At 29.8% G+C, this 16,870-nt stretch carries 18 protein-coding genes; all 18 read left to right on the plus strand.

The window, feature by feature from the left end; translation table 11 throughout:
• Positions 1–576 (plus strand): LPXTG cell wall anchor domain-containing protein (locus RWQ74_RS07270; protein WP_314397614.1); only part of this gene is annotated, 576 nt, incomplete at its 5' end.
• A 792-nt stretch (positions 577–1,368) separates the two neighbouring features.
• Positions 1,369–1,626: a hypothetical protein gene (locus tag RWQ74_RS07275; RefSeq protein WP_314397616.1), complete on the plus strand. Its 258-nt coding sequence runs from the start codon at positions 1,369–1,371 to the stop codon at positions 1,624–1,626.
• A 216-nt stretch (positions 1,627–1,842) separates the two neighbouring features.
• Positions 1,843–2,034 carry a hypothetical protein gene (locus tag RWQ74_RS07280; protein WP_314397617.1) on the plus strand — a complete coding sequence of 64 codons (192 nt, stop codon included), beginning with the start codon at positions 1,843–1,845 and terminating at the stop codon, positions 2,032–2,034.
• A 435-nt stretch (positions 2,035–2,469) separates the two neighbouring features.
• Entirely contained in the window at positions 2,470–2,970 is a 501-nt protein-coding gene (locus RWQ74_RS07285; protein WP_314397619.1) for a DUF4064 domain-containing protein, read from the plus strand.
• 677 nt (positions 2,971–3,647) lie between these two features.
• A complete protein-coding gene (locus RWQ74_RS07290; protein WP_314397620.1) occupies positions 3,648–4,523 on the plus strand; it encodes a diacylglycerol kinase family protein in 876 nt (291 codons plus the stop codon).
• Complete coding sequence (locus tag RWQ74_RS07295) at positions 4,504–5,973, plus strand: LCP family protein (protein ID WP_314397622.1); 1,470 nt, start codon at positions 4,504–4,506, stop codon at positions 5,971–5,973. Before RWQ74_RS07290 ends, RWQ74_RS07295 begins: the two co-directional genes overlap by 20 nt.
• On the plus strand, positions 5,974–6,717 hold the full coding sequence (locus RWQ74_RS07300) for a CpsB/CapC family capsule biosynthesis tyrosine phosphatase (RefSeq protein WP_314397623.1): 744 nt from the start codon (positions 5,974–5,976) through the stop codon (positions 6,715–6,717).
• 19 nt (positions 6,718–6,736) lie between these two features.
• Complete coding sequence (locus RWQ74_RS07305) at positions 6,737–7,435, plus strand: Wzz/FepE/Etk N-terminal domain-containing protein (protein WP_314397624.1); 699 nt, start codon at positions 6,737–6,739, stop codon at positions 7,433–7,435.
• A gap of 11 nt (positions 7,436–7,446) precedes the next feature.
• Positions 7,447–8,151, plus strand: coding sequence for a polysaccharide biosynthesis tyrosine autokinase (locus RWQ74_RS07310; RefSeq protein ID WP_314397625.1), 705 nt, complete (start codon positions 7,447–7,449; stop codon positions 8,149–8,151).
• Positions 8,152–8,175: 24 nt separating this feature from the next.
• The gene (locus tag RWQ74_RS07315) at positions 8,176–9,540 is read left to right on the plus strand and encodes a sugar transferase (RefSeq protein WP_314397626.1); all 1,365 of its coding nucleotides are present in this window, start codon (positions 8,176–8,178) and stop codon (positions 9,538–9,540) included.
• A gap of 171 nt (positions 9,541–9,711) precedes the next feature.
• Positions 9,712–10,503 carry a DUF4422 domain-containing protein gene (locus RWQ74_RS07320; protein ID WP_314397628.1) on the plus strand — a complete coding sequence of 264 codons (792 nt, stop codon included), beginning with the start codon at positions 9,712–9,714 and terminating at the stop codon, positions 10,501–10,503.
• A gap of 15 nt (positions 10,504–10,518) precedes the next feature.
• Positions 10,519–11,511 (plus strand): glycosyltransferase, encoded by a 993-nt coding sequence (locus RWQ74_RS07325; protein WP_314397629.1) that lies wholly within the window; start codon positions 10,519–10,521, stop codon positions 11,509–11,511.
• 26 nt (positions 11,512–11,537) lie between these two features.
• The gene (locus RWQ74_RS07330) at positions 11,538–12,497 is read left to right on the plus strand and encodes a glycosyltransferase family 2 protein (RefSeq protein WP_314397630.1); all 960 of its coding nucleotides are present in this window, start codon (positions 11,538–11,540) and stop codon (positions 12,495–12,497) included.
• A gap of 15 nt (positions 12,498–12,512) precedes the next feature.
• Entirely contained in the window at positions 12,513–13,604 is a 1,092-nt protein-coding gene (locus RWQ74_RS07335) for a glycosyltransferase (RefSeq protein WP_314397631.1), read from the plus strand.
• A gap of 21 nt (positions 13,605–13,625) precedes the next feature.
• Complete coding sequence (locus tag RWQ74_RS07340) at positions 13,626–14,618, plus strand: glycosyltransferase family 2 protein (RefSeq protein WP_314397632.1); 993 nt, start codon at positions 13,626–13,628, stop codon at positions 14,616–14,618.
• A 3-nt stretch (positions 14,619–14,621) separates the two neighbouring features.
• A complete protein-coding gene (locus RWQ74_RS07345; protein ID WP_314397634.1) occupies positions 14,622–15,773 on the plus strand; it encodes a hypothetical protein in 1,152 nt (383 codons plus the stop codon).
• Positions 15,774–15,803: 30 nt separating this feature from the next.
• Positions 15,804–16,109 (plus strand): acyltransferase family protein, encoded by a 306-nt coding sequence (locus tag RWQ74_RS08720; protein WP_399540749.1) that lies wholly within the window; start codon positions 15,804–15,806, stop codon positions 16,107–16,109.
• 667 nt (positions 16,110–16,776) lie between these two features.
• The coding region (locus tag RWQ74_RS07350; protein ID WP_314397635.1) for an NAD(P)-binding protein at positions 16,777–16,870 on the plus strand (94 nt) is incomplete at its 3' end.

Raw genomic sequence — 16,870 nt, forward strand, 5'->3', positions numbered from 1 at the left:
AAAGAAATTCCAAACTATCCAACAGAAGAAGGAAATCAACCGAAGAAAGATATCCTAGGATACAGATTTGTAACAACTAACAAACTTCCAAATGGAGATGTAGAGCACGTATACGAAAAAGTTAAAACTTCATTCAAAGGAAAAGATGGAAAAGAAATTCCAAACTATCCAACAGAAGAAGGAAATCAACCGAAGAAAGATATCCCAGGATACAGATTCGTAACAACTAACAAACTACCAAACGGAGATATCGAACACATCTACGAAAAAGTAACTACTCCAACAACAAATGTAATTACTTCATGGGTAGACGAAGATGGAAACCCAATTAAAGTATCTGAAAAAGGAACTCATAGACATGAAGAAGTTCCAGGATACGAGTTCGTAAGAACAATCGTAGATGGAGATGGAAATATTCGTCATATCTTCAGAAAAGTAACTGCTGAAGCACCTAAAGCTCAAGTTAAACGTTTAGCTAACACAGGTAGCGAAACAAATAACACAGCGGCAGCAGGATTCGGTGTGTTACTTGCAGGTATTGCAGCAGCAATCAAAAAACGTAGAAGAGAAGACTAATATAAAGTATTAGCTAAATAACATAAGATCACTCTCGAAAGTATTTTCGAGAGTGATTTTTTGGTTCTTTGAGGTAGTTATAATCCGTTATAATAAATGGTTGTATAATAAATCCGGGGCAGGCTTCGTTAGAATCTTTGCCAAGTACGTGGTATACGAAGATCTCACTAAAGGAGGTTGTTATAATGGTTCTTTAAGGGATTTCTTTAAAAGTTCTAAATTTTATATGAGAACGAGTAGTGGTAGTGTTTATTTGATTTCGACTTTGACAGTTTCAGTCATGATATAACTTCCATGAAAGGTGTAGTTATTGTGTTTTTCTAGGATTGATTTGGAGCGTTTTTCCTATATACATTTTATTGTATCAGATGAAAATGACAAAATAAGAATGTGTAGTTTTGACAAAATCGTTTTTCCAAACATGATTTTTTAGTCAATCCTATTTTTAAATGTGAGTAAAGAGGAAATGATATTGTTATGGATGTGTTCAAATTGATAAAACTTAAATATGTTCAAATTATTATATTTGATATAAATGGAAATTTTAAGTTGTTTTAATATATATATATATATATGGTATAGTGTGAAAGTATGATTTAAGGAGTTAACATTATTTTAATTACATTTTAAGTAAGGGTAAAAGTTTATAAAAAATAAAATTTATTTAAAAAAGTGATTGACATAATTTCATGGTTATGATGTTATTATTTTCGGTAAAGATGCATGGTTAGGTGGAAGCATCAATCATGTATTAGTTATTATAATAAAATATATTTAATCAAGGAGAAAACAATGTTTAAAAAACTATTAATGGCATTATTGCCAGTCGCATTTATTTTTACAGTAGCTAACTTTAGTGGATCTGAAGCTCAAGCAGAAAACCAAAAAATCCACATTCGTGTTGATTTCTTAGAAGAAGGGACTAACAACCGTCTAGCAGAATCAACTAGATTAGCAGGAGATGAAGGAGTTTTCGCTAAAATTTCTATCCCTCAAAACTTAGTTAACAATGCTATCTTAAAACGTGACTTCTCAGCTGAAAGTAAATAACTTATCGCAGCTAACAAACTTTACGATAAAGAATTAGTATACCAAGTATACTTTGCTAAAAAAGCTAACACATCAGCGAACAACGGTTCTTACTCATATACTGTAGTATTATACTACACAGCTCAAACTCAAAAAGTTCTAGTAGCTCAAGCAGTAGTCCAAAAACAATTAGTAGCATCAGGAAGTTTTGGATATTCAACAACAACATCACACGCAGTGGTAACTAACCACAAACCAATTGTTGTTACAACTTACAAACTAGCAGCTCAAAAACCAGTTGCAGTTGCTCAAAAACCAGCAGTTCACAGACTAGTTGCAGTTGCTCAAAAACCAGCAGTTCACAGACCAGTAGCAGTTGCTCACAGACTAGCAACTCACAGACCAGCAGCTGTTCACCACAACACTTAACCAACAAGAAAAGCGTCAGCAACAGCTAAGCGTCGTGGAAGATAATATAATTTTAAAAAGAACTTCGAATATCTTTCGAAGTTCTTTATTTAGTGGTGTTAGCCAGTTGATAAGTCTAAATCTCGAAATAAAAAGGAGCTGCCCCAAAAATCCTAAAATTTAATAAAGTTCATATGAGAACTCATAGACATAGTGGTTATTGATATGTAAATTTACTTTATAAAATTTTCTTAGATATCTAATAAACTGTACGGGGGAGGACTGTTGCAGAGAATCGATAAATTGATTTTTCCTAAATCACGATTCCGGCGAGAAGTTCCTCTTTAATATAATCTCCTATGACAAGGTGATTAACCAATTAGATATATAAATTATTATATGTTATGGATAATTTATGGTATAATCAAACAATAAGATTAACTAAAGGAGAATTTGATGAAACCATTCAGTAGAAAAATTGAAAAAATATTGGCTTGGATAGCGAATACTATTATGATACTTATGACAGGATTAGTATCTCTTGGAGCATTTTCTGGTCAACTAGAAACAGTATTAAAACAACCGCAGATTGAACCAATGCTAAATGCCTTAATGATGGACCAAGGAGTTTCGACGTTTCTTGCAAGTTCAGGAATGTCTATAACAACACTTTTTGTGACTGCGGTGAAAATATATGCGGTGATGGGAATAATTACGTTAATAATCGCTTTAATAGCGTCATTTACTATGAGATCGAGAATCGTCTCAGGAATCTTATTCCTAATATCAGCTGCTCTGGTTGGGTTAATGACAGCGGGTGTTATGATTCCGGTATATTTACTATACTTCATAGTGGCAGTTATGTTGTTCGTTAGAAAAGCCCCTAAAAATAATGATACTACCGACTTCACGCAAACGTCTGAAAAACCAGAAATAGATAGATTAGAGTACATGTAAGGGGCTGACCTAAAAGGTCTAAATTTAAAAAAAGTGTATATGATAACTCATAGACGCAGTGGTTTATTGATATCTAAATTTGCTTTATGAAAGCTTTTTAGATATCTGATAAACTGTGCGGGGGGCAACTCGACAAAATCGATTTCTACGAAATCACAATTTTTGAGTCACTCCCTAGGAAACTTATAAACTATTTTATCTAATGTGCATCATCGAAGATTAAAGCTATCTTCAAGTTGCTAAAGATAAGATAGTTTTTTGTTTTACAATATTTTTGTTATTATAATAAGCGAAGTAAGAAAATAATTTTAAGCGCGAGGTAAGGTGTTAATTCAAAAAACTAAATTTTAAAAAAGTGTATATGATAACTCATAGCTGCAGTAGTGTCTTGATATCTGAATTTACTTTCGAGAAGTTGTTTAGATGGTTAATAAACTTTGCAAGAGGTTTGACAAAATTAAGTTCTCTAGAAATTAAGATTTTTTACTTCTTTTCATAAAAATATAAAATAATTTTTCTCGATTGAATTTTATATGAGAATTTTAATAATGAGGTTGGAGAGTAAAAATGCATATAATGTGATATTCTGAAGGGTTTTAAATAGATAAATCTTTGATAAATATTGCTTTTTATAGTATAATTATTTAGATAAAGTATTTTCTGTATAGGATTGGAATATGATTGAAATAATAGTTAATTCTAGAAGTAAGAAAAGTCTTATTGAACTTGATAAAATAGAACGAGTTTTGCAAGAAAAGAAGTTGCCTTACAGAGTTTTAAAAACATCAAAGAACAATAATGCAGAAAGCCTTATGAATAAGATTCGTGGGGATGAGTTGATAGTCATCGGAGGCGATGGAACTATTAATGAAGTGATAAATAACTATCATGGCAAAGAGATTATTTATCTTGCGTATGGTTCGGGTAATGATCTTGCGAGATCTATAAAGTTCAAAAAAGATGTTGAAATAAGTCGATTATTAGATTCAAAGAGGTTTATTGAATATGATGTAGGAGTCGTTAACGATAGAAAATTCTGTTCAGGATTTGATATCGGATTTAATGCTGATATTATAAAAAGAACTGATGGTTCAAGGTTAAAGAAATATTTAGGTAAGTATATCTATCTTCTTAAAGGAGTAATAGGTATTTTAATGCTGAAAAAATATAAAGCGAAAATCTCATGGGACGACGGAGAAATCGATACGGATAAGTTGTACTTACTAAATGCGATGATTCAACCTTATGAAGGTGGCGGGATAAAATTTGCACCGGATACGACAGGTCAAGATGGAAAGCTTCACGTTATGATAATGGAAAATATATCTTTAATAACTTTTATTTATAACTATGTATGTATACTTTTTAAAAAACATAATAAACTGAGGAAAGTTAAACAAATAACGACGGATAGATTGATTATAAAGACAAATCAGAGATACTTTCAAATTGATGGAGAATTAATAAACAGTGAGGAAAAATTAAATCTAAGCTGTATTAGCAAATTTTATAAATTGAAGAGGATGGAGAAAAATGAGAAGAAATTCAAGTAGTCGAAATAAAAGACACGAGGATAGCATAGGAGCTTTCGAGATTGTCAATGGGATACTGACTATTTTACTGATTATACTTGGAGGATTAGTAAGTTGGACGATGCTAAAATACGACTTTCTAAACTTTAGAGGTATCAACTACGGGATAATAGGAGTAATAATCTTAGCGATAATACTTGCGATATTCCTTGTAATTAAGAAAAAAGCGAGAATATTCAATGCGATAATGTTGATTGTTATGAATATAGCCTTGACATTTTCTTACATGCAGTTTAGAACAGCAATTGGCTTATTTGATAACTTAAACAGCAATGCAGCGGTTAGTGAGTACACGATGAGTATTGTCGTGATGAAAAACGATGCAGCTGAAAAACTTGCAGATTTAAAAGGAGAGGCAGTGGCAGCTCCAGTATCTGCAGATGGTGAAAACATTAATAAGCTGATGAAAGAGATTCGCGATAAAGAAAAACAAAGTCTAAACCTTGCGGAATCTAAAAACTATATCTCAGCTTACGAGGAATTAGCCGCAGGAACTAGTAGAGCGATGATACTAAACAGCTCATTCGAAGATCTTATTACAAGCCAATATGCAGATTTCAAAGATAAAACGAAAAAAATCTATGAATTTAAAATAACAAAATCAGTGAATGCTAAAGCAAAACAAAATGCAGGTGACACATTCAACGTGTATATAAGTGGTATTGACACATATGGACCGGTGTCAAGTGTTAGCCGTTCAGACGTTAATATTATCATGACAGTAAACAAAAAAACTGGAAAAATCTTATTAACGACAACACCACGTGACTCTTATGTAAAAATCGCTGATGGTGGTAATAACCAATACGACAAACTTACACACGCAGGACTTTACGGTGTAGATTCTTCAATCCATACGTTAGAAAATCTATACGGTATTAAAATAGATTACTACGCTAGACTTAACTTCACATCATTCTTAAAACTTATTGATACAGTTGGTGGGGTAGATGTGTATAATGATCAGGCGTTTACATCGTATGGAGGGAAAAAACCTTTCCAACCAGGTTTATTACATATGAATTCTGAAGATGCTTTAATGTTCGTTCGTGAAAGATATGGACTTTCTGGTGGAGATAATGACCGTGGTAAAAATCAAGAGAAGGTTATCACTGCAATAATTAAAAAGCTAACTTCGAAAGAAGGTTTATCAAATTACCAAAGCGTTATTAAAGAACTAAGTGAATCGATTCAGACAAATATGCCGATAGAAACGGCTATGGGACTTGCGAATGAGCAGCTAAGTGCAGGTAAAGATTATAATGTAACCTCACAAGCATTAACAGGAACAGGAAGCATGGGCTTACCTTCATATGCAATGCCTGGAGCTAGATTATATATGACACAAATTAATGACCAAAGTTTAAGAGAAGTTACAGAAAATATTAAAGAAGTATTGGAAGGTAAGTAGATGAGAGACGGAATTAAAATGATAGACATACATTCCCATGTAGTCTTCGGAGTAGATGACGGTGCAAAAACTGAAAAAGACACGCGTGATTTACTAGAAGAAAGTTACAGACAAGGTGTTAGAACGATTATCGCAACACCTCACAGAAGACGCGGAATGTTCGAAACAGATATAGAAATAATAAGAGAAAACTTCAAACGAGTAGAAGAAATCGCCGCTGAAGTAGCCAGTGACCTAAGAGTTTACTTAGGTAGCGAAGTCTACTACAAAGAAGGGGAAATCGCTAAGATTGAAAGTGGAGAATACCCTCGATTAGCGGAAACAGACTATGTACTTGTAGAATTCCCTTATGAAATGCGTTATAAAGAAATCCACAGAGCATTGAACAAGGTTATACTCCTTGGATTAACTCCAGTAGTAGCACACGTTGAAAGATATAACGATGTAGATGAAAAAGGTGTTCAGGAGCTAATAAACATGGGTGTGTACATCCAAGTTAATGCTGCAAGTGTTCTTAAACCGAAACTTATTGGCGATAAACATAAGAACTATAAAAAACGCGCTAAAAAATACTTAGATGAAGAGTTAGTTCACTTTATCGCAAGCGACATGCACAATATGGACACTCGAAGAACGTATATGAAAGAAGCATACGATATTATCGAGAAGAAATACGGGCCAACAATAGCTTACGAACTATTCGAAAAAAATCAAGAAAAACTACTAATGAATAAAATAATATAAAGAGAGGAAAAATATTATAATGGATAATCAAGAAAAAGATTTAATACAGTTAGACATTATGTTGCTGTTAAGAAGAATTTGGGAGAAGAAGGTATTAATAGTATTAGTAACATTAATATTCACGGCGGTATCACTTGCAGTTAGCATATTCTTAGTAACGCCACAATATTCATCTACCACGAAAGTATACGTAGTTAACCAAAAGAAAGATGATAAAGCAATCACAACACAAGACGTTCAATTAGGTTCACTATTAGTAAAAGACTATAAAGAGATTATTCTTTCTAACAGAGTTATGGAAGATGCGGCAGATAAAAGCGGAACAGGTATCACAGCAAAGCAATTAGCAGGGAAAGTTAGTGTAAATGCACCAAAAGATACTCGTATTATCTCAATCACTGTGCAAGATAAAGACCCACAAGTTGCGAGTGACTTAGCTAATACTGTAAAAGAGGTATCAGCAGATCAAATCAAAGAAATAACAAAAATTAATGATGTAACAACATTAGAAGAAGCTAAAGCGGCTAACTCTCCAAGTTCTCCAAATATTCCTAGAAATGGAATTTTAGCGACAGCATTAGGATTTATCTTAGCTATAGCTGGAGTAGTGTTATTTGAGTTACTAGATGATAGAGTTAAACGAGCAGAAGATATTGAAGAAACAATGGGATTAGTACTTTTAGGTGTAGTTCCAGATACAAAAACAGGAAAGAGATAAGGTGAAAATACATGGCACAAATTAATTTACTAACAAACCAAAAAATAGTAGATCCTAAAAATGATGAATATTTTAACACCTTACGTACAAATATCCAATTTTTAGGGAAAGACAAAAAAGTAATCGTGATAACGTCAACTTCAGAGAATGAAGGAAAGAGTACTGTATCGACTAACCTAGCAATCTCATTAGCGAAGCTAGGATTAAAAACTATGTTAGTTGATGCCGATACTCGTAAATCAGTTATGGCAGGACGTTTTAAATTTAAACACAAAATCAGCGGATTATCAAATTATCTATCAGGGGTATCTCCAATAGAAGACGTTATTTATGAAACTGATGTGGAACATCTTAATGTTATTCCAGCTGGTCAAGTACCACCGAATCCAACAGGATTATTACAAAACAAGAACTTCAATATTATGATTGAAGTATTCAGGGAATATTATGACTATGTAATTATCGATACACCACCAGTTGGTCAGGTAATAGACGCGGCTATCGTGGCACCTAAGACTGACGGAGTAGTAATGGTAGTAGAAGCAAACAAAGTTAAGAAAAAAACTCTAGAAAAATGCAAAGAACAACTAGAAAAAGGTGGAGCAGAATTCTTAGGAGTAATCTTAAACAAAGTTAACTCAAATGAACTTGGTTATGGCGGTTATTACGGTCACTATGGTAGCTATGGAGAACATGGAAAAAAAGGTAAAAAATAGATATTAAATTAAGAGGAGAACAAGATGTATTATATAAGAAGAAATAATAAGTTTTTGTTCTTGGTGACCGATTTAATAGCTTTATCTTTAGCCTATATCCTTAGTTTTGATTTTCAATCGAAATCAAAAGATAACTTATACTTCTTTATTGCTATGAATATTATCGGTATTCTTGTGGCGCTTATGTCGGAAGAATACTGGACAATATCTGAACGAGGTTATCTTAAGGAAGTTAAGACTACATCGTTATATGTCCTAAAAGTTGTTTCATTATTCACATTGTTTTTAGTGGTAATTAATAGTAATGATTTCTTTAACATGATGAAGAGTTTTGAATGGATTATTTATTTAATTTTATCTTTTGTTTTTATTTATTGTGTAAGAACTATTTCTAAAAGAATAAATAATCAATATCGAGATGATAGTCGTAATATTATAATATTATCTGACTTTTTTGATTTAGGTACAATTGGTGAACTTCCAGATAATTATGAGGTGTTGGCATACGCTAACACTTCAAAAGAGGATTTTTATAATGATAAGCCTGTAGTTCATAATATAAGTGAAATTAGAGATTTTTTATCTTGTCACAGGGTTGATGAAATATATGCCAATTTATCATCACAGACTAGTTTGGTCGAGATTTTTAAGATTTTTGAAGTGCTTGGTATACCTACAAAAATCAATATCACCCCGATTATAAAAGAGGTTGGGGCGAATACAGTGGTTACCTTCCAAGGGGATAATATTTACCTAACATCAGCTATAAAAATTGCAACACTGCGCCAGGTAATTCTGAAGAGAGTTATGGATATAGCAATTTCAATAGCGGGAATACTATTAACAATTCTTGTTGGAATAATAATACTACCAATAGTGAAAAAACAAGCCCCAGGACCACTTATATTCACTCAAACGAGAATAGGTCAAAATGGTAAAAAGTTCAAAATATATAAATTTAGAAGTATGTATATGGACGCAGAGGAAAGGAAAGCAAAATTACTTAGTCAAAACGAGTTAGAGACGACGTTAATGTTTAAAATGGATAATGATCCTAGAGTCTTTCCATTTGGACAAAAGTTAAGAGATTGGTCATTGGATGAACTTCCACAGTTTATCAACGTCCTTAAAGGAGATATGAGTGTTGTAGGGACACGACCTCCGACAGTTGATGAATATACGCAGTATGATCTTCATCACTTCAAACGTATGCAGGTAAAACCAGGTATTACGGGAATGTGGCAGGTTAGTGGAAGAAGTAATATTCTTGATTTTGAAGAAGTAGTCAAACTAGATATGAAATATATCGAAAATTGGTCGCTAAGACTGGACATAAAAATTATAGTTCGTACTATAATGGTTGTCCTAAAAAGAGAGGGAAGTAAATAATACGGGAAAAGTAAAAATAGGGAGTGGCTATATAAGTATATACAACCGCTCCTTGTTCTGATAAAAATAAAAAAGACTGTGTTTCGTCGCCAAACTAAAACACAGACTTATATAAGTGAATATGGATATATTAACATAAAAATTGATAAAATGGAAGTGAGAGGATTAAATTTGTCTACAAAAATTAAAATATTAATAGCAACGCATAAAGAGTTTACTCCTCCTAAAGATGAAATATACCTACCTATTCATGTAGGTGCTGAAGGTAAAGGAGAACTAGGTTATCAAAAAGATAATATTGGTGAAAATATATCATGTTTAAATCCATACTTTTGTGAATTAACAGGTGTATATTGGGCGTGGAAAAATTTAGATGCAGAGTATATTGGATTAGATCATTACCGTAGATATTTCAGTACTAAAAAAGTGAAATATAAAGAGGGTATGGATATAAATGAAATAGTTCTAGATAAAGAAAGTACAGAACGATATCTGAGGGAAGCAGATATACTAGTTCCAAAATTAAGAAAATATTATATCGAAACACTTTATGATCACTATGCAAATACACTTGATGGTAGTCATCTAGATAAAGCAAGAGATATCATTTCAGAGATGACACCAGAGTATATTGATGTATTTGATAAAGTGATGAAACGAACTAGTGGTTATATGTTCAATATGTTTATTATGAAGAAAGAACTACTTGATGAATATTGTGCATGGCTATTCCCAATTTTATTCGAATTACAAAATAGAATAGATGTTTTTAATCTTACAGCTTTCGAAGCAAGATTATTTGGAAGAGTGAGTGAACTTCTATTCAATGTTTGGTTAGTAGAGAAGAAATATAAAGTTAAAGAAGTACCATTTTTTGATGCTTTTGAAGTGGATTGGTTAAAAAAAGGTGGGGCATTCTTAAAAGCAAAATTTTTCAAAAAGAAATATAAAGAAAGTTTCTAGAGAGAGGGTATAGAGTTGAAAGTAAGTGTGATAGTCCCTGTATACAATGTAGAAAAGTATCTTAAGCGTTGCTTAGATTCAATTATCAACCAAACATATAAAAATATAGAGATAATACTTGTTAATGATGGATCAAAGGATAATTCTCGTGGTATTTGTGAAGAATATGAGAAAAAATACGAGAATATATCTCTTATCAATCAAGAGAATGGTGGACTAAGTGCAGCAAGAAATACAGGTTTGAAATATGTAAAGGGAGAAGCTGTTACTTTTGTGGATTCTGATGATTGGTTGGAATTAGATGCGATTGAATATTATGTTGAGTCTATGAAAAAGAATAATGTAGATATGGTTGTTACAAATAACGTGAGAACTAAAGCTTATCAAGAGGAAATTGTGCAACCTGTTAACATAAAAGAAGAGGTTTTGACACAAGAAGAATATGCAAAAAAATTCTTTAAAATTGATGGGAATTCTATTGAATATTACGCCTGGTCAAAACTGTATAAAAGAGAAATAATGGGAGATGTCGAGTTTCCAGTTGGTCTATTTGCAGAAGATGTTTTGGGAACATTTAGATATATGAAAAATGCTCAAAGTATATTCTATAGTAATAGAGTAACATATAATTATTTTATTAATGACAACGGATTAACAGCCAAATTTGGAGATAAAGATTTTGATTTAGAGAAAATTTGGGATACAATTGAAGAAGAGTCAAAAGGATACGAGAATCCAAACTTCTTAAAATATGCCGTAATAAATAGAAAAAGAATAGATTTCAATTTATTATGCAGAATAGCTTTAGCAGAAAATAAAGAAGAAAATCTAAAAAAATATGATTATAAAATAAATGAATTGTTAAAGAGTATAAAAGAAAATAAACAATTATTATTAGAGTACTTACCATTTTCAAGAAAAGTAATTTTAATATTATTTACATTAAACTATAGTTTAGGAAGTAAAGTATTAAATATCTTAAGAAAAATTAGTGGGAAAACAATATAGTAAAAAAGGAGAGTAGGCCTGATATTGTGTGTAAATTAGTTAGTATAATAGTACCAGTATATAAGGTAGAACAATATTTGAAAAGATGTATGGATAGTGTATTAAATCAAACATACAAAAATATTGAAGTTATCTTAGTAGATGACGGAAGTCCAGACAACTGTCCTGCATTATGTGACGAATATGCAAAAATCGATAGTAGGGTTAGGGTAATTCACAAAGAAAACGGGGGACTATCTTCTGCAAGAAATGTAGCTTTAGATAGTGTAAAAGGAGATTATATATTCTTTGTTGACTCAGATGATTGGTTAGCTTTAGATACCTTAGAAGTACTGAATGAGTATCTAGAAAAAGATTACGATATGATTTCATTTCAGAGAACATATCTTACAGAAGAGAAAGTTGTTGAAAAAGGTGAAAAAAATCCTAAAGATATGGATGTAAGTCAATATATAGATGCATCTTTCTTGGGTAGATACGACTTTTTTGTAACGACAAAGATTTTTAAAACAGAAGTATTTAATAATGTTAGATTTTTAGAAGGAAGAAACTATGAGGATTTAGAAATAATGCATAGATTATTCCTAAACATGAAAAAAGTAGTAGGTTTGGATTATTTCCTTTACTACTATTGGAAAGGAAATGAAGGAGCAATTACTAATACGATTACTATGAAAAATATACAGGATCATTATCTATCAGCTAACGAAATATATCACGCGAGTAAGAAATATTTAGAGGATAGAGGTAAAGATTCTTCAAATATAGTAGCTTGGTATAAAGTAGAGTTAGTTCAACTATATATAGATTATTTGAAATCTATGGAGAGGAACACAGAAATATTTAATAATATAATTTTAGGGATTATTGAAAGTAGAGTTGATTTTAATAGTATACTTAAGCAACCACGATGTTTTAAATATTTATTATTTAAATTTAGATTACTTAAGCCAATTATAAAAATGAAATATAAGATTAATAAATAGATTAGAGGTAAATAAATGAAAAAAATGCTAATTTGTATACCTAGTTTGATTACTGGTGGTGCAGAAAAATCACTTTATAATTTCATAAATCATTATAAAAATAAATTTGAAATATCATTGTTAGTCTATAGTGAAAGAAATAATCATTATGGAAATATAATTAAAGATATAAAAATAGATTATTTTATAAAAAAAGAATGGCCATTCTTTTTCGAAAAGAATATCGGTAGAATCTTTAGAATATTACCTGCTAAATTAATATATAAAATAGTCAAGAAAACATCAATTTTTAAAAGAGAGAGATATGATATAGAATTTTCATATTTAGAGAGTATTTCTACAAAAATAATAGCTGGATCTGATAATAAACATAGTAAAAAGGTAGCCTATATTCACTGTGATTTTAGCACACATTGGTATTCAAGAAAAAGTTATTTGAATTATTTTGAAGAATATAAATGTTATAAAAAATTTGATAACATACTAGCAGTTTCTTCTGAACAAGTACAACCATTTATTAATAGATTTCCAGGAATGGAAGTCTCAGTGATTCCGAATATTATTAATGAAGATGAAATCTTGCTTAAGGCGGAGGAACCATTAGAGGTGTATAATACTCCATATTTTTGTGCAGTAGGAAGACTTGAGGAAGTAAAAAATTATAAGTTATTAATTGATGCTTTTCATGAGTTTCATAAAATTTATTCTAATTATAACTTGATGATTTTAGGAGAGGGAAAATTATTTGAAGAGTTAAATAACTATATTAGCGAATTAAGGGCTGATAAATATATATATTTAGTTGGATTTAAAGAAAACCCATATAAGTATATAAAGAATAGTGTTGGATTGATACAGAGTTCTCATTCGGAATCGTTTAGTTATGTTTTAGCTGAGGCAGCTATTTTAGGAATTCCTTCTGTATCAACAATAACTCAAGGATCAAAGTTTATGAGTAAATATTTTACTATAAAAGAAGTAGAACATAATAAAGAAGCCTTGATAGAGGGGATTAAAGAAATTGTTAATAAAAAAATAGATTATGTAACTTTTAAATTGAACGAAGACATAGAAAGTAAATTTAATGAAATATTTAACATTGAATAGTAGAATTAGGAGGTAGAGATTTTGAAAATTATTTTAACAATTGCAGTACCTACATATAATATAGAAAATTATATATCTAGGTGTATACAATCATTTATAAGTGTGAACCCTATATATTATAATGACTTCGAATTATTAATTATTAATGATGGAAGTAAAGATAATTCAGTAGGTGTGGTAGAGGAGTTGATAAAAGAATCAAATCTAAATATTAGAATAATAAACAAAGAAAACGGCGGACACGGTTCTGCAGTAAATAGAGGTATCAGTGAAGCCAAAGGGAAATACTTTAAAGTAATAGATGGTGATGACTGGATAAACAAACATGATTTTGAAGAGTTTTTACAGAGATTAAAACATACAGAATCTGACTTGATTGTGACAGATTATACAGAACAACATATATATAATGGGAATAAAGTAAAGATAAATGTATTAAATAAAATGGATAAGTTCAAATCTAGAGAATTAACAAATATATTTCCGATGCATGGAATAACTTATAGGACGAAATTATTACATGAAAATCAGATTAGGCTTACTGAAAAAATATTTTATGTAGATACACAGTACGCAATATTCCCAATGAAATATGTTAAAAGCTGGGAATATTGGAACTTAGATGTTTATCAGTACTTTTTAGGTAGACCAGATCAAAGCATGGCTTTAGATAGTAGATTAAAAAATATAAATCATCACAAAATTGTTATGGAGAGTATTATAGAGTTTTACAAAGAATTAGAAGAAAATGAGTTTAAGAGAACCTTAGAGAATATTGTTAGAGATTTAATAAATACAAGATATCTATTAGCATTTTTATCAGAGAATAGTTCGGATTTATTAAAAGAAACTACTAAGTATGTTGAAGAAAATAAAATAGATTATAAATTTAGATCAGATAATAGAACGAGTTACTTAATATATTTTAATGAAAAATATAATAGGAAATTTAGTAAAATTATTAATCCAATTGTGAAGTATAAAATTAATAGTTTGAAAAAAAGAGGAATTTAAAATATGGTAAGAGTAAATATATCAAGGTTAATATTTTATATCTCTTTTATATTTATTGTATTTGCAAAATTTATTCAACAGACAGTATATATAGAAAAACTTGATTTTCTAAATATTACTACCAGAATTATTATAGTCTTTGCTTGTGTTTTTCTTATATTTAAATACATTATTGATAAGCACTCTACTGAGTCTATAATTTACTCTACACTTATACTAGTTGTAGCAGGTTTAATATCATATATCACATCAGGTTGGTATGTGATAATGGTATTAGCAATTTTATTGGTAAACATGAAGAATATTAATATAAGAAAATTAATTATTATATGGATTATTGAGATTTCTATTTTAATGTTGTTCATAGCGATTAGTTATAAGATAGGAGTAATAGGAGAAACAACGATTTCTTGGGATAGAGATACAGGAATCGAAAGATATACATTAGGTTATAACTATACTACATTCAGCTCTAATTACTTTTTTCATTTAACCATATTTTATTTGTATATTAAAGGGAATTTAATAAAATATTTAGAATTAGGTGTTTTAGCATTATTAAATATATATTTATATAATTTTACTAATACTAAGGCCGCTGTTATTTATAGTGTCTTAGCAATTATATTGGTAATCCTTATGAAGAAATTTAACTTTAGTAAGGGTGTCTCATATATTAATAAATTTAGTATGTTTGTTGGAGGATTCGTAGCAGGTTTATTAACATACTTATATAAGTATGACTCGGCAATAATATCGGAGATAAATGTTATATTAAGTGGTCGACTGTATTACGGATATAAAGGTATTGAAGAGTATGGTATTACATTGTTTGGACAGAAGATTACCTGGATAACTGAAGTAATTCTTGATTCCGAATTACAGTATAACTATATAGATTCATCATATCTAAATATTATGTTTAATTACGGAATTATTATGTTATTATTTGTTATGTTAGGATATTACGTTTTGGGGAAAAGAAATATTAGTAATGATATTTATTATTCAATATTAATTTTAATTATAACATTACATTCAATGTTTGATCCTCAACTAATAGAGATAATGTATAATCCATCAATATTATTATTAGGTTATGTTATTACTAAATCTAGTTATATGGATAGTATGAGTGGGATTAATAATGCGTAATATAGGGTTAGATTTATTAAAAGTATTTTCTTGTGTGGGTGTAATAGCGTTATACTCAAGTATAACGGGTTTTACCTTAGATACTTTAATATTAGTGCCTATATTTACTACTTAGGAACATATTCTATTCCTTTATTTTTTATGGTAAATGGATACTTTCTATTAAATAAAAGAGATTTAAGTATGAATTATATAAGAAATAAAATTATAGCAATTTTATATGTTGTATTATTTTGGAATATATTAATTTGGATATTAAAAGGGGATTTTTATTCAAATCCAATTAGAAAAACCTTAGGATCACTATTGCAAAGAGGATATTTTTATCAATTCTAGTTTTTCGGCTCACTAATATTAATATATCTATTATTACCTATAATTAAGAAAAATACTGAAAAAAACAATGGTTATATTATATTGTTGTTGAGATTAACAATTATTGGAATATTTATTGAAATAATAAATACATTTATTTTATATAAACCATTACAACAGTATATTCCACAGACCTTTAGAATTTGGACATGGTTATTTTATTATATAATGGGAGGTTTTTTCGGGGAGATTAACATAAGAAAAATAGAAGTAAATAATATATTTAAAGGAGTAATAATATCATTATTATTATTTATTTCACCACTTATTTTATATCTCAAAAAATATTTATCATAACATTTACGCTGAATATTTTTATGATAGTATTTTAATAAAAGTTCTTAGTATAGGATTATTTATAATTTTCGTAAAAAAGGGTGAAGAATATGGATTTAAGCATAGTAAACTAGTAACTGAAATATCTGCATTAACTATGGGGGTAATTTATTATACACACATATATATTAGAGCTAGTATGGAAATATGTAGACAATAAGATATGGTATAATGCTGTAATTGTCTTCATATTCACATTGAGTTTAAGTTTTATAGCCTCTAAATTAATATGGAAAATGAAACAAATTAGAATATTTCTAAAGATATAGAAAGTATATATAAGGAGGAAAACATGTACGATTATTTAATAGTTGGAGCTGGATTGTCAGGAGCAATCTTTGCTCATGAAGCAACAAAACAAGGAAAAAAAGTAAAAGTAATAGATA

The sequence above is a fragment of the uncultured Gemella sp. genome, assembly GCF_963525165.1.
Taxonomy (GTDB): domain Bacteria; phylum Bacillota; class Bacilli; order Staphylococcales; family Gemellaceae; genus Gemella.

Excerpts from the sequence above, each read along its gene's own strand:
- RWQ74_RS07275 (WP_314397616.1), top strand. The coding sequence starts at position 1,369 with ATGTTTAAAAAACTATTAATGGCATTATTGCCAGTCGCATTTATTTTT.
- RWQ74_RS07285 (WP_314397619.1), top strand. The coding sequence starts at position 2,470 with ATGAAACCATTCAGTAGAAAAATTGAAAAAATATTGGCTTGGATAGCG.
- RWQ74_RS07290 (WP_314397620.1), top strand. The coding sequence starts at position 3,648 with ATGATTGAAATAATAGTTAATTCTAGAAGTAAGAAAAGTCTTATTGAA.
- RWQ74_RS07295 (WP_314397622.1), top strand. The coding sequence starts at position 4,504 with ATGAGAAGAAATTCAAGTAGTCGAAATAAAAGACACGAGGATAGCATA.
- RWQ74_RS07300 (WP_314397623.1), top strand. The coding sequence starts at position 5,974 with ATGAGAGACGGAATTAAAATGATAGACATACATTCCCATGTAGTCTTC.
- RWQ74_RS07305 (WP_314397624.1), top strand. The coding sequence starts at position 6,737 with ATGGATAATCAAGAAAAAGATTTAATACAGTTAGACATTATGTTGCTG.
- RWQ74_RS07310 (WP_314397625.1), top strand. The coding sequence starts at position 7,447 with ATGGCACAAATTAATTTACTAACAAACCAAAAAATAGTAGATCCTAAA.
- RWQ74_RS07315 (WP_314397626.1), top strand. The coding sequence starts at position 8,176 with ATGTATTATATAAGAAGAAATAATAAGTTTTTGTTCTTGGTGACCGAT.
- RWQ74_RS07335 (WP_314397631.1), top strand. The coding sequence starts at position 12,513 with ATGAAAAAAATGCTAATTTGTATACCTAGTTTGATTACTGGTGGTGCA.
- RWQ74_RS07345 (WP_314397634.1), top strand. The coding sequence starts at position 14,622 with ATGGTAAGAGTAAATATATCAAGGTTAATATTTTATATCTCTTTTATA.